Genomic DNA, 15982 nt, shown 5'->3' on the forward strand with positions numbered 1-15982 from the left:
AAGTAACACGGACCGTCTCGTCTCAACTGATAGGAAGCTCCATGGCGCAATCCCGCAGTGGACCCGTGCGGAGCGAAGCCGCCCGGCGGTCGATCCTGACCGCTGCCGCGCAGATCTTCGCCGAGCGCGGCTACGACCATCTGACGATCGAGGGCATCGCCGCGCGCGCGGGCGTGGGCAAACAGACGATCTACCGGTGGTGGTCGTCCAAGAGCGACATCGTTGCCGAGTGCCTGCTCGAAGGAGCCTTGCTCCCCGGCCAGCTCTCCCTCCCCGACACCGGCGATATCCGCCACGATCTCACCGCGTGGCTACGGGCGATCGCCGCGGTCATGGACAGCGAGTCCGGACAACCCCTGATCCGTTCCCTGATCGCGGCCGCGACCGAGAATGCCGAGATCGGGCGTCGCCTGCGCGACAGTCTCGCCGACGCCGACTCTCTCGCGGACCGACTGCGTGTCGCCGCGGGCACGGAGCCCAACCTCGCCGCCGAAGCACCGTTCACGGAGCTCTCCGAGGCCCTCGTCGGCGCCATCCTCTTGCGCGTGCTGAGCCGATCGCCGATGGACGACGCGGTCATCGACCGACTGCTCGCCGCGATCCTCGGCCCTGCGGCGGGCTAGCCGACGTGCCGCTGCGTGACCACCGACCGCGCCCGGAACCACAGTGCCAGTTCGGCGAGCGCGCGAGCCGTCAGGGTCTCGTCTCCGGAGTCGAGGTCGTCGAAGCTGTCACGGAAGCCCGCGGGTGGTGGCGCGGTCGGCGCACCGATCGGCTCGTATCCCATCGTCCAGTCGGCGAACCGGCGCTCCTCGATCTGTTCCGAAACAAGGATCCGTAGGTCACGGTGCCGCGGATCACGGCCGATGCGGTCGATGGCATCCCGAACTGCCGTCTCCGGCCCCTCGAGGACCTGGAGGAACCGGCCCCCGCGGTACAGCAGCAGGCCCGAGAGGTCGGTGCCGACGTTGGCGACGCGGCTGGACTCCAGAAGGCGCGCGAGGTCGCCGTCGTCGAACGGCACGGCCGCGGTGCTCGAGTACGTGAGCGAGTAGAGGTTGTCGGTCAAGAGAGGACCCCCGATCCGGGAAAGGCATCCCGTACCTGACGGAGCTCGATCTCGGGCGCGGCGGCCGCCGTCGCCTGCGTGTAGGCATGGGTCACGGCCGCCATCGCCGCGACGAGACCGGGAAAGCGCCCGACCGGACGGGAGCGGCCGTTGTAGGCCCAGTAGGTCCCGTCGGCCTCACGGTCGATGTAGCCCAGGAATGCTCCGCGCGCGCTCGCGACGTAGAACCCTTCCTCGACGCGAGACCATACGATCCCGGCCCCGGGGCGATCGTCAGCAGTCATGCGATGTCCTTCCGCCCCGACAGAGGGACCCTCCGAACGTACCGGGGACCGCCGACACCCCGCGCCACTTGACAGACAACCGGGTCAGACCACAGCGGCCCGGATCGCCTCGGCGTCGTCGGTTCCGGATGCCTCGACGATGCGCCCGCGCACGACCCGGTACATCGCGAAAGAGGCGATGCTGACCCGTCGACGCGTCGGCGCCACGTGCCGGAACACTCCCGTGTGCGCGCCGCTTCCGCGGAGGTGGACGGCGAGGCGATCCTCCTCGACGAGCACCTGGATGCGTCGCCACTGCCAATCCGGGAAGCCGTGAAGCAGGTCGGCGTACTCGTCGAGCCACGCGTCCGCGCCGGCGGGGAGATGCGCACGGCGCACGCCCGGGTCGAGGAACTCGCGCAGCGCCTCGGGATCGTGGCGGTTCATCGCGTCGAGGAACTCCTGGAACCACTCGCGCGTCTCCCACTCCTCCACCTCTCGATTATCCGGGCGGTCGGGAGCGTGAGGGGTCACGATTTGTCGCCTCGGCAGGCCGAGAAGCGACAAATCCTGACCCCTCACGCGTCACGCACGGCACCGAGCTCTTCCGCAAGACGGCGTGCGCCGCGGACGGCGATCGCGACGCTCGTGAGCGTCGGGTTCATCGTGTTCGCCGTCGGGATGAGGCCGTTGCCGCCGACGAGCAGGTTCTCGAAGCCCCACACCCGCGAGTACGGGTCTGCGACGGAGGTCTCGGGGTCGATGCCCGCGCGCATCGTCCCCATGAAGTGCAGACTCGACCCGTTCGGCAGCAGCCGCGGCTCGGCGATGAACGAGCCGAGCGCCGCGCCGGCGCGACGCAGGCGCTCGGTCGCCTCCGCGATCTCGGCATCCTCCCGCTCGGTCAGGGCGTACTCGATCGTGAAGTTCGGCAGACCGCGGTAGTCGAGTTCGTCGTCGCTGAACGTGACGCCGTCCTCGACGCGCGGGAACTTCCGCGTCCCGAACCCCATGTTGATGTACCCCCAGCGGTTCCCCGCGGCGGGGTGCGCGGGGTCGAGCGGGAAGGGCGGGGTCTCGGCGTACATGATTTGCGCCGAGTACGGGTGCTCGGGCTCGGAGAAGGGGATGCGGTTGACCGCCGCGACCGGGTCGGCGGGGTTCATCGCGCGCCGCGCGAGCTCGGCTTCCAGTTCGTCGTCGGAGACGAGTTCGCTCATGCGCTCCCCGTCGAGCACGACGGTTCCGATGACGACGTGGTGTTCGGTGAGATACCGGCCGAGAGGTGCGGGGCGGATGCCGGAGGCCCAGAGCAGCTGCGGAGAGCGGAATGCGTCGGCGGCGACCACGACCGCGTCGGCCGGCACGAACGCCTCCTCGTGCGTGCGGAGGTCTTCCACGACCACACCTCGCACGCGCGCACCGTCGTGCTCGATGCGCCGCACGAGGGTGAGGTCGCGGAGCTCGAAACGCTCCGCGGTGTCGGTGCCCGGCTCGATGAGCGGGCCCAGCACCGTGTCGGTCCCGGCCCAGCGCATGGTGCCGTCGGGCTGCGGGTCACCGGCGACCGGCAGCGTGCTCACGCCGTAGCCGTCGGGCAACTCGGCCCCGAACTCGCGGTCGAGGAGGGTGCGGATGGCCGCGCCCACGGGCGAGTCCGAGAACGCGGCGCTCTGCTTGTGGAGCAGGTCTTCGGCGGTGGAGACGAGGTCTTCCCACTCGTCGTCGCCGATGAAGTCGAGCTTCTCGCTGAAGGCCGGCCGAGGGATCGCGCACGTCCAGTGCGCCCCCTGGCCGCCCACGTTCGTGGCGGCCGCTGCCGCCGGGAAGGTCGGGGCGTGCGCGGAGCCTTCCCCGCCGAAGTCGAGCAGGTGCGTCCCCTGGCGCGCCGTGAACATGCCCTCGACGATCGTGCCCGAGGGGAGGCCGAGCGAGTCGCGGTACTCCCCCGCCTGGGGCCCCTGCGACCGTTCGCGCGCGCGGGCCTTCTCGTCGGGATCGGCGATGTTGCGCACGCTCTCGCCGGGACGCTCGGTGACCTGAGGGCCCGCCTCGAACATGATCACGCGGGCGTGCGGAAGCGACTCCAGCAGCACTCGGGCGTAGGCGGCACCGATGGGTCCGCTGCCGACGACGGCGATCGTGGGGGTGTCGGACATGTTCTCTCCTTCGAGATCAGGCGGGCTGAGAGATCAGGCGGGCTGAGAGGTCAGGCGGGCTGACGGTCGACGTCGGACACAGCGGCCAGGGGCGCGGGCGCGTCGTCGGAGAGGCGCCCTCCGGGCAGCAGGAGCGCGAAGACGATCCCGCACGCGTAGACGAGCGCGAGCCCCAGGAACACCGGCGCGAACGTGTCATGGTAGATGACGGCGACGGCGTCCTGCACGTCCGGAGACGCTGCGCGGACCACCGCGGGGGTGAGGGTGTCGGCATCCAGACCGACAGGGAGGGACGCGGCGACGCCGAAGCCGACCACGCCGCCGACGATCGCCGTGCCCACGGCGGAGCCCACCTGGCGCACGAGATTGGTGGTGGCGGTGACCGCCCCCAAGGTCGGAGCGGGCGGCCGCGCTCTGGACGACGGCGAAGATCAGGTTCGTGAACGAGCCCGTGCCGATGCCCACCGCGGCCATCACGATCATCGGCACCCACAGCGGCGCCCCGGCGGGCAGCGCGGCCATGGTCGCCAGACCCGCCGCCCCCAGCACGGTGCCGAACACGGGGTAGAAGCGATATCGACCCGAGCGACTCACCAGCCACCCGGTGAGCAGGTTGCTGACGAGCATGCCGAGCACGGTCGCGATCGGGACGAGGCCCGAGACGGTGGCGGTCGTCCGGTACGCCATCTGGACGTAGGTGGGCACGTAGGCGACGATCGCGAACAGGCCCGAACCGACGATGAGCGAGAGTCCGAGGCAGGCGAGGATCGTGCGGTTGCGCAGGATGCGCGGTGGCAGGATCGGCTCGGCCGCTCGCCGTTCGATGGCGATGAGGGCGAGGATGCCGATGACCGCAACCGCCGCGCACGCGAGCGCGGCCGGACGCAGCGCGTCGTCGCCGATCCAGGTCACGGCGAGGACGAGCGCGACGAGCGCGCCGGTGAAGACGACCGATCCAGGGATGTCGAAGCGGGGGTGGGCCCCACCGGGGAGACGCGGCACCGCGATGACGGCGAGCGCGAGAGCCGCCACCCCCACGGGGATGTTGATCCAGAAAACCCACGACCATCCCCAGAAGTCGGTGATGAGACCGCCGACGACGGGTCCGACGACGATCGCGACCGGGAAGGCGGTGCCGATGATCGCCAGATAGCGGGGGCGCTGGCGGGGGCTGGTGACGCGGGCGATGATCGTCTGCGACATGAGCTGAAGCCCCGCGGAGCCGAGTCCCTGCACCACGCGGGCGGCGATCAGCCAGCCGAGGTCGGGAGCGAAGCCGCACGCGAGCGAGGCGACGAGGAACAGGCCGAGCGACGCGAGGAACACGCCGCGGGGGCCGACCACGTCGCCGAGTTTGCCGAGGACGGGCAGCATCACGGTGGCGGCCAGGGTGTAGCCGACCATGATCCAGCTCATGTGCTCGAGCGCGCCGAGATCACCGGCGATCGTGGCAAGCGAGGTCGAGACCACCGTGTGGTCGAGGGCGCCGATGAAGGACACCGCGAGCAGGGCCCCGACGAGAACGCGAAGGCGGAGGGGGGAAAGGACAGAAGGAGACACAGTCATCGGAAGAGGCACCCGTGAGACCAGGCGATCGACGCGACCGTGTGTGCCGCTACGGCTCCCTCACCGCGCGAACGGACCGTGCAGGCCCCGACGTCGCATTCAGCATACCCCGACTTATGTTTGTTTTCAACATTAGTGCGGAGCCGGTCGATGTGAACGACCTATGAACAGATCTGCCCCTGGCGAGGCATCTATGGGTCCCTGTGCGCAGAGCACGAGGACCACCGCCACCCCCTGGAGCAGTGGCCCGTGCCGCCCAAGGGGGCAGCCATGACCGATAAGGCCCTGAGCGACAAGGCGTTGGTGTCGCGCATCCGCACTTACATCCTCGTGATGGTTCTGAGCTTCTTCGTTCAGGGGTCATTCCTGGCGAACGCGCTGCAGTCCGATGACCAGGGATCTTGGATCCTCTGGGCGGTCAGTCTCGCCGTCGCGGTCATCCTCCTCACGTACGCCTGCATCCGCGTCGTCCCCCTCTCCCGCGAGCACCGCCGCCGGACCTGGGGGACGTGAAGGAGGAGCACCCTCCCCGTGGTCAGCGCCCGGCCGCGACTCCCGCGCCCGTCGCGCCCCCGGGGACGACGGAGTCTTCCCGGAACCGCGCCCGCGACCGTTCGCGCGCTCGCGGAACCGCCGGGGCGGGTACACGCTCCCCCACCACGTTGACGATCTCGCCGACACCCTCGATCACCATGCGCACCTCGTCGCCGGGTTCCAGCGGACGCGGGTCGAGGCCGCCGCGGCGGCCCCACAGCTCGCCGAGGCATCCGCCGTTGCCGACCGTCCCCGACCCCAGAACGTCCCCGGGGACGACGACGGAGTTCCGCGCGGCGTACATCACCAGCTCGGGGAACGGCCAGCCCATGTTGGACACGAGGTCGTGCCCGATGAGCTCGCCGTTGACCAACAGCTCCGCGCGCACCGCGAGGAAGCCCTCGGCGTCGAGGAACGGTTCGAGTTCGTCGGCCGTGACGATCCACGGACCGAGCGTCATGGCGAAGTCCTTGCCCTTCGCGGGACCGAGCCGAACCTTCATCTCCCGCGACTGCAGGTCACGCGCCGACCAGTCGTTCATCACGGTGTACCCGAAGATGTGGGCGATGGCGGCCTCGGCATCCAGGTTCTCCCCCTCCGAGCCGGGCACGCCGCCGATCACCGCGGCGAGCTCCAGTTCGACGTCGAGCCGCTGCGTCTCGGGGATCGCCACGACGTCGCCGGTCGCACGAACCGTGTGCGGATTCGTGAAGTAGAACGTCGGCGCCTCGTACCACTCGGGCACGACTTCGCTCTTGCCGTCGACCGACGCGCTCACGCCCTCGACGTGCTCTTCGAAGGCGACGAAGTCACGGATCGAGGTCGGCACGAGCGGGGCGAGCAGCCGCACCTCGGCCAGCGACCGCGCCGCCGCCGAGTCGCGCCGCGCGAACAGCGCGCGCGCAGACGCCAGCCCCTGCGCGAGAACCTCTGCCACACGCAGCCCGTCCGGGAATGGCACCACGGTCTCGCCGTCCACGAACCCCTCGCCGATGTCGGCGCCGTCGACCCACCGCGCGATCCTCACGCGTGCACCCGCGTGCGCAGCAGCGCCTCGGCGTTGCCGCCGAGGATCGCGGTCACGTCGGCGTCGGCGAGCTCCGCGCCACGGACGAACCCGACGGGGTCGTCGAGCCCCATGTCGAAGGGGAAGTCACTGCCCAGCAGCACCCGGTCGGCCCCGGCCGCCTCGACGAGCCAGCGCAGCGCGCGCTCGTCGTGCACCACCGTGTCGAACCACAGCTTCGAGAGGTAGCTCGAGGGAGCGTGAGCGCAGCCGTGCGCCTCGGGCCGCACCTTCCAGGCGCGGTCCGATCGACCGATGGCCGTGGGCAGGTATCCGCCACCGTGCGCCGCCACCAGGCGGAGTCCCGGATGCCGGTCGAGCACGCCCGCGAAGATCAGGTGCGAGAGCGCGACGGCGTTCTCGGTGGGCTGGCCCACCGTGTTCGACAGGTAGAACCGGTCGAGGCGCTCATCGAGAGAGCAGCCGAAGGGGTGCAGGAACACCACCGCCCGGAGCTCCGCGGCGCGCGCCCAGAATGGCTCCAGCCGGTCGTCGCTCAGCTCGACGTCGCCCGCGAACGACGAGATCTCCACCCCCGCGAGCCCGCGCCCGAGCACCGCGTCGTCGAGCGCGTCGACGACGAGGTGCGGGTGCTGCAGCGGCACGGTACCGAGGCCGACGAGACGGTCGGGCGCCGCCGCGACGTGCTCGGCGATGAGGCGGTTGGCCTCGCCGGTCGCCCACGTCGCGAGGCCCTCGTTCGCCCACGGGTAGAAGTGGTTCGGCGAGGGGCTGACCCACTGCCGATCCACTCCCTGGGTGTCCATGGCGGCCAGGCGCGCCTCGACCGAGGTCAGGCGCGGGAAGCGCTCGCCGATCATGCGGCCCGAGGCCTGCAGGCTCGCCAGGCCGTTACGGCGTAGCTCCAGGTCGGCCGCGGCCTGCACATCGTCGGGTACGCGCCGTTCGACCTCGGCGTGCAGTCCCGGCATGAGCAGGTGGGCGTGGACATCGGTGACGCCGTGCGCCTCGACGGCGCTCATGCGCGGGACGCCGTGAGCTGCGCGACACCGAACATCAGACCGCCCATGTCGGCGTCGCGGACGCCGTCGAGTTGCCACTGCCCGAGCTGCACCGACGCGTCGACGATGGCCGTTGCCCGCGCCACGCGGCGCTCGTGGAACGCGTCCCACAGCGCCTGGTCCACGGCATCCCGCTCCACCAGCAGCTCGGTGAGCACCGCCGCGTCCTCGAGACCCTGCGCGGCGCCCTGCGCGATCGTCGGCGGGCAGCTGTGCGCGGCATCGCCGATCACGACGACGCGGCCGCGATTCCACGGCGCCTCGACGAGGTGACGGGTGAACCAGGTGTAGTTGGCGTCGGCGCCGGCCTCGATGTCGGCGCGGATGTGATTCCACGGCCCGTCGTACGCACGCGACTGCTCGACCATGATGCGCCGCGCTTCTTCGGGCGACACCTGTGAGCGGTCCTGCGCCGCCTCGACGAGGAACGCGTACATCGTGTCGTCGCCGGTGGGCGTGTACCCCGCGATGTACATCGGGCCGCCGTAGTAGAGCTCGCTGCGGTCGACGTCCGGCGGCAGCGACACGAAGGTACGCCAGATGCCCATGCCCGTCTGCTCGGGAGAGACGTGGATGCCGATCATCTCGCGCACCGAGGAATGCAGGCCGTCGGCACCGATGAGGAGGTCGAAAGTGCCAGCCGGTTCGCCGTCGACCTCGACCGCGACCCCGTCGTCGGTCTGCGAGAGGCCGGTCACGCGCCGGCCGAAGTGCACGCGCACGCCGTGCGACTCGGCGGCCGAGAGGAGGATGCGCGCGAGATCGGGGCGCGACATGCCCATCGTCGAGGGGTAGTCGGGCCCGCCGGTCTTGAGGTCGGGGAGGGCGGCGACGACGGGCGCACCGGGGCCGGGGGCGCGGAGGTTGAGACCCTCGAACGCCTTGCCCGCAGCGGCCACCTCGCCCCAGACGCCGAGCTCGTCGAAGACGCGGAGCGCGTTGCCCTGCAGCGTGATGCCCGAGCCGCGCGTGGAGAGCGCCGGCTGGGCATCGTAGAGGTCGACCTCGACACCGGCCCTCGCGAGGAAGATGGCGGATGCCAGGCCCGCGACGCCGGCACCGGCGATCGCGACTTTCTGAACGGCGGTCATGTCAGAACCTCTCTGTTCTTTCGACGGTGATCAAGATCTACAGCAGCGCGACCGGGTTCACCGGCGACCCGACGGCACCGGTGATCGGGAGCGGCGGCGCCGAGAGAAGGAACTCCCAGCGTCCCGCAGATTGGCACGCCTCGGCGAGCGCCTCGAGGTTCCACATCTCGCCGATCGTGAGGCCGAGGTTGGGAATGACGACCTGGTGGAGCGGCTGGAAGGCGGGCACGTCGAACTCGTTCGGCCGCACCTCGAAGCCCCAGGTGTCGGTGGCGATCGCGGCTATCTCGGTGCGGTGCAGCCACCCGGCGGTCGTGAGCGACAGCCCGGGCGCGGGTCCTCCCGCGTAGTCGCCCCAGCCGTCGCGACGCACGCGCGCGAACTGGCCGGTGCGGACGAGCACGATGTCGCCCCGGCCGACGGTGACTCCCTCGGCGGCTGCGCAGGCGTCGAGGTCGGCGGCGGTGATGGCGTAGCCGTCGGCGAGCTCACCGGTCTCGGGCGCGAGGTGGCGGCCGATGTCGAGCAGCACGCCGCGCGACACGATGACGTCGGCGGCGTGCTCGATGCCGGTGACGAGGTCGCCGTCGCTCGTGACGACGTCGCCCGCCCGGCGCCCGTTCCACGCGAATCCGTGGTCGAAGATATGCCCCAGCCCGTCCCATTGGGTCGAGCACTGCAGGGGCATCGCGATGACGTCGTCGGCGCCGCCGATGCCGTGCGGGAAGCCCTGGTTGCCGCGCTCGGCATCCGTTCCCGTGTCGGTCATCGTGTGCACGGGATTGGTGCGCCGACGCCAGCCCTTTTGCGGCCCGTCCGTGTCGAAGCGCTGCGAGAGCGAGATCGAGCGCCCCTCCCGGACGAGCGCGGCCGCTTCCCGGCGCTTCGCGGCGTCGATGAAGTTGAGGGTGCCGAGCACGTCGTCCTCGCCCCACCGCCCCCAGTTCCGGTAGGCCTCGGCGCGCGCGCCGATCTCTGCCTCCGGGTTCTGCCGGTCGAGGTCGGCCGGGTCCTCCGACGGCGCGCTCATGCCGTCGGCTCCGCGACGCAGTGCACGACCTGCGTGCCGAGCGCCCCGATCGTCCCCGTCATGACGTCGCCGTCGCGGAGGAACCTCTTCCAATGCTGGCCGTTGCCGGCCGGGCTGCCGGTGAGCAGCAGGTCGCCGGGCAGCAGCGGATGCGTCTGGGACGCCGCCGACACGAGCGCGGGCACGTCGAAGAGCAGGTCGGAGGTGTTGGCATCCTGCATCACCTGTCCGTTGAGCTCGAGGCGCACCGGGGTGTCCGCGGGGTCGACGAACCGCGCGGGCACGAGGAGCGGGCCCGTCGGAAGGAACCCGGGCGCGTTCTTCGCGCGGTACCAGTCGGTGCCGATCTCCTTCATGTCCTTGCGGAACACGAGGTCGCGCGTGGTGATGTCGTTGACGATCGTGTACCCGGCGACGTGGTCGAGCGCCTCCTCGCGCGACACGCGGAACGCCTCGCGCCCGATGACGACCGCGAGCTCGAGCTCCCAGTCGTGCACGTCGCTGTACCCCGGGAGAGCGAGCGGCACGTCGTCGCCGACGACGCACGCCGTCAACCCGATGAAGAAGTACGGTTCGCCGCTGCGGGCGCGCTCGTCCATCATGTCGGCGGCGAACGCCCGCGCCTCCTCGGGGGTGCGATCGGTGTTCTGCGTCAGACCCGCCGCCACCAGCTCGATGACGTGCTGGCGGTAGTTGGCGCCGGTCTGCAGCACCTGCCGCGGCTCGACGGGCGCCGTGAGAGTGACCTCCGACAGCGGATGCCACTCCCCCGGCGCCGCGGCGAGCGCTTCGATGCGATCCCAGTCGGGGTCGGCGAGGAACGCGTTCAGGCCACCGCCGAGCTCGTCGTCGGCCAGCGCGCGGATGCGGTCGCCGGCGACGAGGCCGACGCGCACGGCATCCCCGTCTCGGAAACGCGCGAGGGCGAAAGGTGCGGTGGTCATGGTGGTGCTCACTTCTCCCGACGGGGATCGACGCTCAGCCCCGACCCTGGACGGCGTAGGGGTTGAGCAGGGCGTCCTTGATCTCGTCGGGCACACCCTCTTCCGTGGCGCTGGGGCCGTCGGCGGGCGGGAACGACTCGGTCATCGACATCGGCATGGCGCCGTTGCGGTACATGTTGTTCGACCCGAGCGACGGCTTCCAGGTGTTGGCCTCCCAGTCGGGCACGTAGTTGCGGTAGCCGCCGGTGTTCAGCTCGATGCGCAGCGTCGAGGGCTCGCGGTAGTAGAGGAACGTCTGCTCGCCAATGCCGTGGATGTTCGGGCCGTACTCGATCGGGATGCCGTTCTCCATGAGGGTGTCGGCGGCGATGAGCAGCTCCTCGCGGGTGTCCACCCAGAAGGCGTAGTGGTTGATGCGTCCGGCGCGGGTCGAGCCGTCGAGCACGACGCCGAGGTCGTGCGACTTCTCGTTCGTCGTCAGCACCGAGAAGACCGAGATCGGGGCCTCATCGAGGACGGTGCGCGCCATGAAGCGGAAGCCGAGCGTGTCGACGTACCACTTCACGAAGGCGTCGACGTCGCTCGTGGCGACGGTGACGTGGTCGAGCTGGCGGGGAGCGCCGGCGATCGAGCTGCGCTTCTCGGGGCGGTCGGGGAAGATCGAGGCCGTGTGGGGCTCGGGGCGGTGACGCTCGACGTCCCAGTGCAGCGTCATGTTGTGGCCGAACGGGCCGGTGAAGCGGTACGCGCGGCCGATGCCGCGTCCCTCGAACCACTCGCCCTGGATGCCGGTCGCCTCGACGCGCTTCGCGGCCTCTTCGAGCGCTTCGGCCGACGAGGTGCGCCAGGCCATGGTCTCGAGCGCGGGCTCGTCGCCGCGGACGACGACGACGGAGTAGGAGTAGTAGTCGCCCCAGCAGCGGAGGTAGACGCGGTCGTCCTCGCGCGCGACTTCGGTCAGACCCACGCGGTTGACGTAGAAGTCCACCGAGGCATCGACATCGGGCGTCGTGATCGCAACGAAGGACAGGTGCGAGAGAAGCTTGATCATCTTCGATCCTTTCGGTGAATCGGGCCGTTCCGACTCTTCTTCCACTATCCGACCGAAGTCCGTATCAGGGAAGCCGATCCTGTGGATGCCGACTATCGACGGGGCTTATTCGACGCCCAGGATGCCGTCGTCGTGGGCCAGCTCCGCGAGATCGCCCGGTCGCGCGCCCGCGATGATGGCATCCCGGAGCCTCCGGAGTGCCACGCGCTCGGCCACCTCCCGCTTCGGAGGCATGAGGCGCCGACCCTCGGCGTCGTCGTACGCGACCTGGATGGTCGACTCCGCGGAATCGATCCGCACCTCTACCCGGCGCGGCCCGAGGACGGTCGCCGTCAGCACGTCGCCGACCCCCGATCCGCCCAGGGCCCGCGTGACCGTGACGCCGACCGACCCCGCGGCGAGGGCGAGGGTGTCGGCGCTCGGGGTCGCGGCGTGGGCGAGGACCTCGAGTGGGCCGCCCGCGAGGACCCTCGCCCAACCGACGGCATCGCGGAAGAGCATCGCCGCCTCGGACGGCGAGCCCCACGCGTCGATCACGATGTGCGCCGCGGGGACCGGCGCGAGAGCGGCGACCACGTCGGGGCGCAGTCGACGGCGAGCGACGACGATCGGCACATCCAGCGCGCGCAGCCGCTCGTGGGCTGCAGCGGGAGCGGGCTGCGGCTCGTCCACCACCACCCCGGCGGCATCGGTCAGGCGTTCCACGCGATCCCACCACGCGCCGCGGCCGTCGACGATCCTCAGCACGCCGGTCGCGTCGGCATCCGCCAGTCGCACGAGGGGGGCGAGTTCGGCGACGGCCGCGCGATACGCGGCGAGGTCGGTCCACACCGGCATCGCGCTCATGCGGCCACCCCCGAGCGAATCGCGGCGGCAGCGCCATCGGCCACGGCGATGACGAACGCGGCATCCGCGCGGAGCTCGTCGTACTCCATCGCCGTCTCTCCTCGCAGCAACGCGGCGAGCGCGCGCCATTCGGCGTCGTAGCCGTCGCGCCGGTCGATCGGATACACCGTCTGGATGCCGCGTCCATCGCGGACCGTCGTCCGGGCGCTGCCGGCGTGGACGAACGGCGGAGGGAACTCGACGTCGATGCGCGCGCCGTCGGTCGCGACGTTGACGCGCCATAGCGAGTCCGCACCCTCGGGACCCATCACGGCCGTGACACGGACGAGCGCCTCGGCGGAACGGAGGGCGAGGTCGAACCCGATCGGTGCGACCGCTCGCGCCCACACGACCTCGGTCGCATCGGGAACGAGGTCGCGGACGAGCGGCAGGTCGTGCACGGCCAGTCCGACGACGAGCTGGCGCACGATCCGTGCGTTGAGTTCGACGTCGTCCGGGTCGAGCGGTGGCCGGACGGGACCCGGTGCCGTGGGGAGCGGCGCACCCATCACGAGCTCGTGATAGCGACCGTTCGGGGCGAGGGACAGGGTCACCGACACCGACCGCACCCGGTCGCGCGTGGCGTGGAGGTGGTGAGTGGCTCGCGACCACGCGGGATCGAACAGGTGATTGGTCCCGACCACCAGCAGCGCGCCGGCCTCGGCGCACTCGGACACGATCTGCTCCGCTTCGGCGAGGGTGGTGGCGAGCGGCTTCTCGCAGAAGATGGCGCGACGGCCCGCGGCAAGGCTCGCTCGCACGTGCGCGGCGTGGTGCTCGGGCGGACTGCACACCGCAACGACCTCGACGTCAGGGTCGCTCAGCAGGTCCTCGACGCCCGACGAGGACCGGGCGTCGAAGCGTTCGGCGATGGCGGCGGCGCGACCGCTGCCCGCGTCGCTGACGTGCACCACCCGGAAGTCGCCAGCCGTGCGGGCGAGCGTCGGCGCATGCAGAGCCGCGACCCCGGGTCCTGCCCCGATGATGCCCACACCCCAGGTCATGTCGCTCCTTCGCGCCACTTCAGCCCGAATAACGCTGAAGTCCGAGACTAATGAACCATAGATGGCGCGAAACCGGGAGCGGAGAGCCTTCGCTGTGTGAAGATCGAGCATGGCCAACGTCTCCACTCTTCGCTTCGGCGCACAGACCGACGAGGTCACCAGCCTGCTGCGGATCGTCAACATGGTTCGGCTCGGCGAAGCGGTGACGCGTCCCGAGATCGGCCGCGTCACGGGCCTCGGCCGCGGGGTCGTCGCCCAGCGCGTCGACCGGGCCGTCGAGATGGGGTTCCTCGAGGACGCGGAGTACGCACCCTCCTCGGGCGGGCGCGCCCCGCGCACCCTGCGGTTCCGCGCCGAGCGCGGGCGCATCGTCGTGTGCGCGCTCGGCGGATTGCACATCCACGTCGGGATCACCGACCTCGACGGTGAGATCCGCGCCGAGGCGCACCGCGAGTGGGACATCGCCCGCGGCCCCGACGAGACCCTCGCGGTCGCGACGACCATGGTCGACGATCTGCTCGAGAAGGACGGCGACCCGACCGTCTGGGCCGTCGTCGTGGGAGTCCCCGGTCCCGTCGACTTCGAGACAGGTCGCCCGGTGGCACCGCCGATCATGCCCGGGTGGAACAACTTCGACGTCCGCTCCCGCTTCGAGGAGCGCTACTCGGCCCCGGTCTGGGTCGACAACGACGTCAACATGCTGGCCGCCGGCGAGCGTGCCCGCCGCCGGGAGGACAACCCCGACCTGATCTACTGCAAGGTCGGCACCGGCATCGGCGCTGGACTCGTGTCGCACGGACGCCTGCACCGCGGGGCGAACGGCGCGGCGGGCGACATGGGACACGTCCGCGTCCCGGGGGCGCGGCAGCAGTGCCGGTGCGGGAAGATCGGATGCCTCGAAGCCGTCGCCGGAGGCTGGGCTCTCGTGCGCGACGCGCGGGAGGCCGTCGCGGCGGGCGGCACCGGCGCGATCGCCGACATCGTCGCCTCGGGCGCCGAGCTGAACCCGGAGGACATCTCCCGGGCCGCCGAACGCGGCGACGCCCTGGCGATCTCGCTGATCCAGGCCTCCGCGCGACAGGTCGGGGAGGCCGTGGCCGCCCTGGTGAACATGTTCAACCCGAGCGTCATCGTCGTCGGCGGCGCCGTCGCCGCCGCGGGAGAACTCTTCCTCGCCGAAGTGCGCCACCGCGTGTACGAGCTGTCGCTCCCCCTCGCCACTCGTGACCTCTCGATCGTGACGAGCGTCAACGACCGGCGCGAGCCGCTGCGCGGCGGCGTCGACCTCGCGCGCGAGCAGCTGTTCGAGGCCACTTTTCCCCGGTGGTTCGCCGAGGGGCGCCCGACTCTCGCGGCGATCCGCGGCGAGGCCGCCTGACTCTCCGTCTCCGAGCCGGGCCTGCAGGACGCGTCGTCGTCCTACGACCGCAATGAGGGCGCATGCGGGGGCGGACTCCGCAGTTCCGTCGCAGCGAGGCCTTCCGTGTCACGGGCGCCCGCACCGGGCGCGGTGCCATCGGGCTCCCATCGCAGCAGGTCACCGGGCTGGCAGTCGAGAGCGCTGCACAGAGCGTCGAGCGTCGAGAAGCGCACCGCTTTCGCCCGGCCGTTCTTCAAGACAGCGACGTTAGCGGGCGTGATGTCGATCCGTTGCGCCAGCTCGCCCACGCTCATCTTGCGACGGGCGAGCATCACGTCGATGTCGATGACGATGGGCACGTCAGATCACGTCCCCGAGCTCACCGCGGAGGCTGACGATCTCCCCCTCGCTGGCGATCGCCTGCCGGAGGAGCCCACGCAGGACGACGACGAGCAGGCACGCACCACCCATGACGACCGCGGCGCCGCCGATGAGACCCACGACCCCGGGAGCGATCTCCCCCGGCGCCAGGATCATCGCAAGAGCCGCCAGGACGATGGCAACGGTCGCCACCGACCACGCGATCGTATCCACCTCGCGGAAGGACGACTCGGCGAACACCACCCCCCTCCGGGTCTTCGACAACAGGCGCCACACGCAGACCCCGCAGATCTGCAACGCGATCACGCCGATGGCCAGCAACCCGACGAAGACAGCGCGCAGAACCGGCGGCGCACCCTCGAGATCGCGATACACCGCCGGCAGGATGATCCCCTCGACGAGGATTGATCCCGCCAGCGCCACAGCGATGGCGGCCTGGGCTGCGCGGGTCGAGATGGCGTTCATTGCGGCTCCAATCGCCCGAGAAACGGTAAGAATCTATCGATTAACGATAGATTACACGAGGCGCCGTTGCGTGATCTCCGATTCGCTTCTTC

General features: G+C 70.7%; 19 protein-coding genes. 3 read left to right on the plus strand and 16 right to left on the minus strand.

Annotated elements, in window-relative coordinates; genetic code table 11:
• Nucleotides 1-41: 41 nt before the first annotated feature.
• On the plus strand, nucleotides 42-623 hold the full coding sequence (locus ABC271_RS16460; protein ID WP_412925916.1) for a TetR/AcrR family transcriptional regulator: 582 nt from the start codon (nucleotides 42-44) through the stop codon (nucleotides 621-623).
• On the opposite strand, the gene ABC271_RS16465 is transcribed toward ABC271_RS16460, so the two are convergent.
• From ABC271_RS16465 to ABC271_RS16490, 6 genes are all read right to left on the minus strand, one after another.
• Nucleotides 620-1069, minus strand: coding sequence for a BLUF domain-containing protein (locus ABC271_RS16465; RefSeq protein ID WP_412925917.1), 450 nt, complete (start codon nucleotides 1067-1069; stop codon nucleotides 620-622). The genes ABC271_RS16460 and ABC271_RS16465 overlap by 4 nt on opposite strands.
• Nucleotides 1066-1353, minus strand: a complete 288-nt coding sequence (locus ABC271_RS16470; RefSeq protein ID WP_412925918.1) for a hypothetical protein — start codon at nucleotides 1351-1353, stop codon at nucleotides 1066-1068. The genes ABC271_RS16465 and ABC271_RS16470 overlap by 4 nt, the downstream gene beginning before the upstream one ends.
• Before the next feature lie 84 nt (nucleotides 1354-1437).
• The gene (locus tag ABC271_RS16475; protein WP_412925919.1) at nucleotides 1438-1827 is read right to left on the minus strand and encodes an ester cyclase; all 390 of its coding nucleotides are present in this window, start codon (nucleotides 1825-1827) and stop codon (nucleotides 1438-1440) included.
• 83 nt (nucleotides 1828-1910) lie between these two features.
• The gene (locus tag ABC271_RS16480) at nucleotides 1911-3491 is read right to left on the minus strand and encodes a GMC oxidoreductase (RefSeq protein WP_412925920.1); all 1581 of its coding nucleotides are present in this window, start codon (nucleotides 3489-3491) and stop codon (nucleotides 1911-1913) included.
• Between the two features lie 50 nt (nucleotides 3492-3541).
• A complete protein-coding gene (locus tag ABC271_RS16485; protein ID WP_412925921.1) occupies nucleotides 3542-3718 on the minus strand; it encodes a hypothetical protein in 177 nt (58 codons plus the stop codon).
• Complete coding sequence (locus tag ABC271_RS16490; RefSeq protein WP_412925922.1) at nucleotides 3687-5057, minus strand: MFS transporter; 1371 nt, start codon at nucleotides 5055-5057, stop codon at nucleotides 3687-3689. The genes ABC271_RS16485 and ABC271_RS16490 overlap by 32 nt, the downstream gene beginning before the upstream one ends.
• A 270-nt stretch (nucleotides 5058-5327) precedes the next feature.
• On the opposite strand from ABC271_RS16490, the gene ABC271_RS16495 reads away from it, so the two are divergent.
• Nucleotides 5328-5570, plus strand: coding sequence for a hypothetical protein (locus tag ABC271_RS16495; RefSeq protein ID WP_412925923.1), 243 nt, complete (start codon nucleotides 5328-5330; stop codon nucleotides 5568-5570).
• Between the two features lie 22 nt (nucleotides 5571-5592).
• On the opposite strand, the gene ABC271_RS16500 is transcribed toward ABC271_RS16495, so the two are convergent.
• The 8 genes from ABC271_RS16500 to ABC271_RS16535 form a co-directional block, all read right to left on the minus strand.
• A complete protein-coding gene (locus ABC271_RS16500; RefSeq protein WP_412925924.1) occupies nucleotides 5593-6618 on the minus strand; it encodes a fumarylacetoacetate hydrolase family protein in 1026 nt (341 codons plus the stop codon).
• On the minus strand, nucleotides 6615-7640 hold the full coding sequence (locus ABC271_RS16505) for an amidohydrolase family protein (protein ID WP_412925925.1): 1026 nt from the start codon (nucleotides 7638-7640) through the stop codon (nucleotides 6615-6617). The genes ABC271_RS16500 and ABC271_RS16505 overlap by 4 nt, the downstream gene beginning before the upstream one ends.
• Nucleotides 7637-8770 (minus strand): FAD-dependent monooxygenase, encoded by a 1134-nt coding sequence (locus ABC271_RS16510; protein ID WP_412925926.1) that lies wholly within the window; start codon nucleotides 8768-8770, stop codon nucleotides 7637-7639. Before ABC271_RS16510 ends, ABC271_RS16505 begins: the two co-directional genes overlap by 4 nt.
• A 37-nt stretch (nucleotides 8771-8807) precedes the next feature.
• Nucleotides 8808-9800 (minus strand): cyclase family protein, encoded by a 993-nt coding sequence (locus ABC271_RS16515; protein ID WP_412925927.1) that lies wholly within the window; start codon nucleotides 9798-9800, stop codon nucleotides 8808-8810.
• A complete protein-coding gene (locus tag ABC271_RS16520; RefSeq protein WP_412925928.1) occupies nucleotides 9797-10744 on the minus strand; it encodes a fumarylacetoacetate hydrolase family protein in 948 nt (315 codons plus the stop codon). The genes ABC271_RS16515 and ABC271_RS16520 overlap by 4 nt, the downstream gene beginning before the upstream one ends.
• A 34-nt stretch (nucleotides 10745-10778) precedes the next feature.
• Entirely contained in the window at nucleotides 10779-11795 is a 1017-nt protein-coding gene (locus tag ABC271_RS16525; RefSeq protein WP_412925929.1) for a VOC family protein, read from the minus strand.
• A gap of 105 nt (nucleotides 11796-11900) precedes the next feature.
• The gene (locus ABC271_RS16530) at nucleotides 11901-12641 is read right to left on the minus strand and encodes a hypothetical protein (protein ID WP_412925930.1); all 741 of its coding nucleotides are present in this window, start codon (nucleotides 12639-12641) and stop codon (nucleotides 11901-11903) included.
• Entirely contained in the window at nucleotides 12638-13684 is a 1047-nt protein-coding gene (locus ABC271_RS16535) for a Gfo/Idh/MocA family protein (protein ID WP_412925931.1), read from the minus strand. The genes ABC271_RS16530 and ABC271_RS16535 overlap by 4 nt, the downstream gene beginning before the upstream one ends.
• Nucleotides 13685-13793: 109 nt before the next feature.
• On the opposite strand from ABC271_RS16535, the gene ABC271_RS16540 reads away from it, so the two are divergent.
• Nucleotides 13794-15062, plus strand: a complete 1269-nt coding sequence (locus ABC271_RS16540) for an ROK family protein (RefSeq protein ID WP_412925932.1) — start codon at nucleotides 13794-13796, stop codon at nucleotides 15060-15062.
• 41 nt (nucleotides 15063-15103) lie between these two features.
• Here the strand turns inward: ABC271_RS16540 and ABC271_RS16545 are convergent, their stop codons facing one another.
• Complete coding sequence (locus ABC271_RS16545; protein ID WP_412925933.1) at nucleotides 15104-15403, minus strand: helix-turn-helix domain-containing protein; 300 nt, start codon at nucleotides 15401-15403, stop codon at nucleotides 15104-15106.
• Nucleotide 15404: 1 nt separating this feature from the next.
• On the minus strand, nucleotides 15405-15890 hold the full coding sequence (locus ABC271_RS16550; RefSeq protein WP_412925934.1) for a DUF2975 domain-containing protein: 486 nt from the start codon (nucleotides 15888-15890) through the stop codon (nucleotides 15405-15407).
• Nucleotides 15891-15982 lie beyond the last annotated feature (92 nt).

The sequence above is a fragment of the Microbacterium canaveralium genome, assembly GCF_047238045.1.
GTDB lineage: Bacteria > Actinomycetota > Actinomycetes > Actinomycetales > Microbacteriaceae > Microbacterium.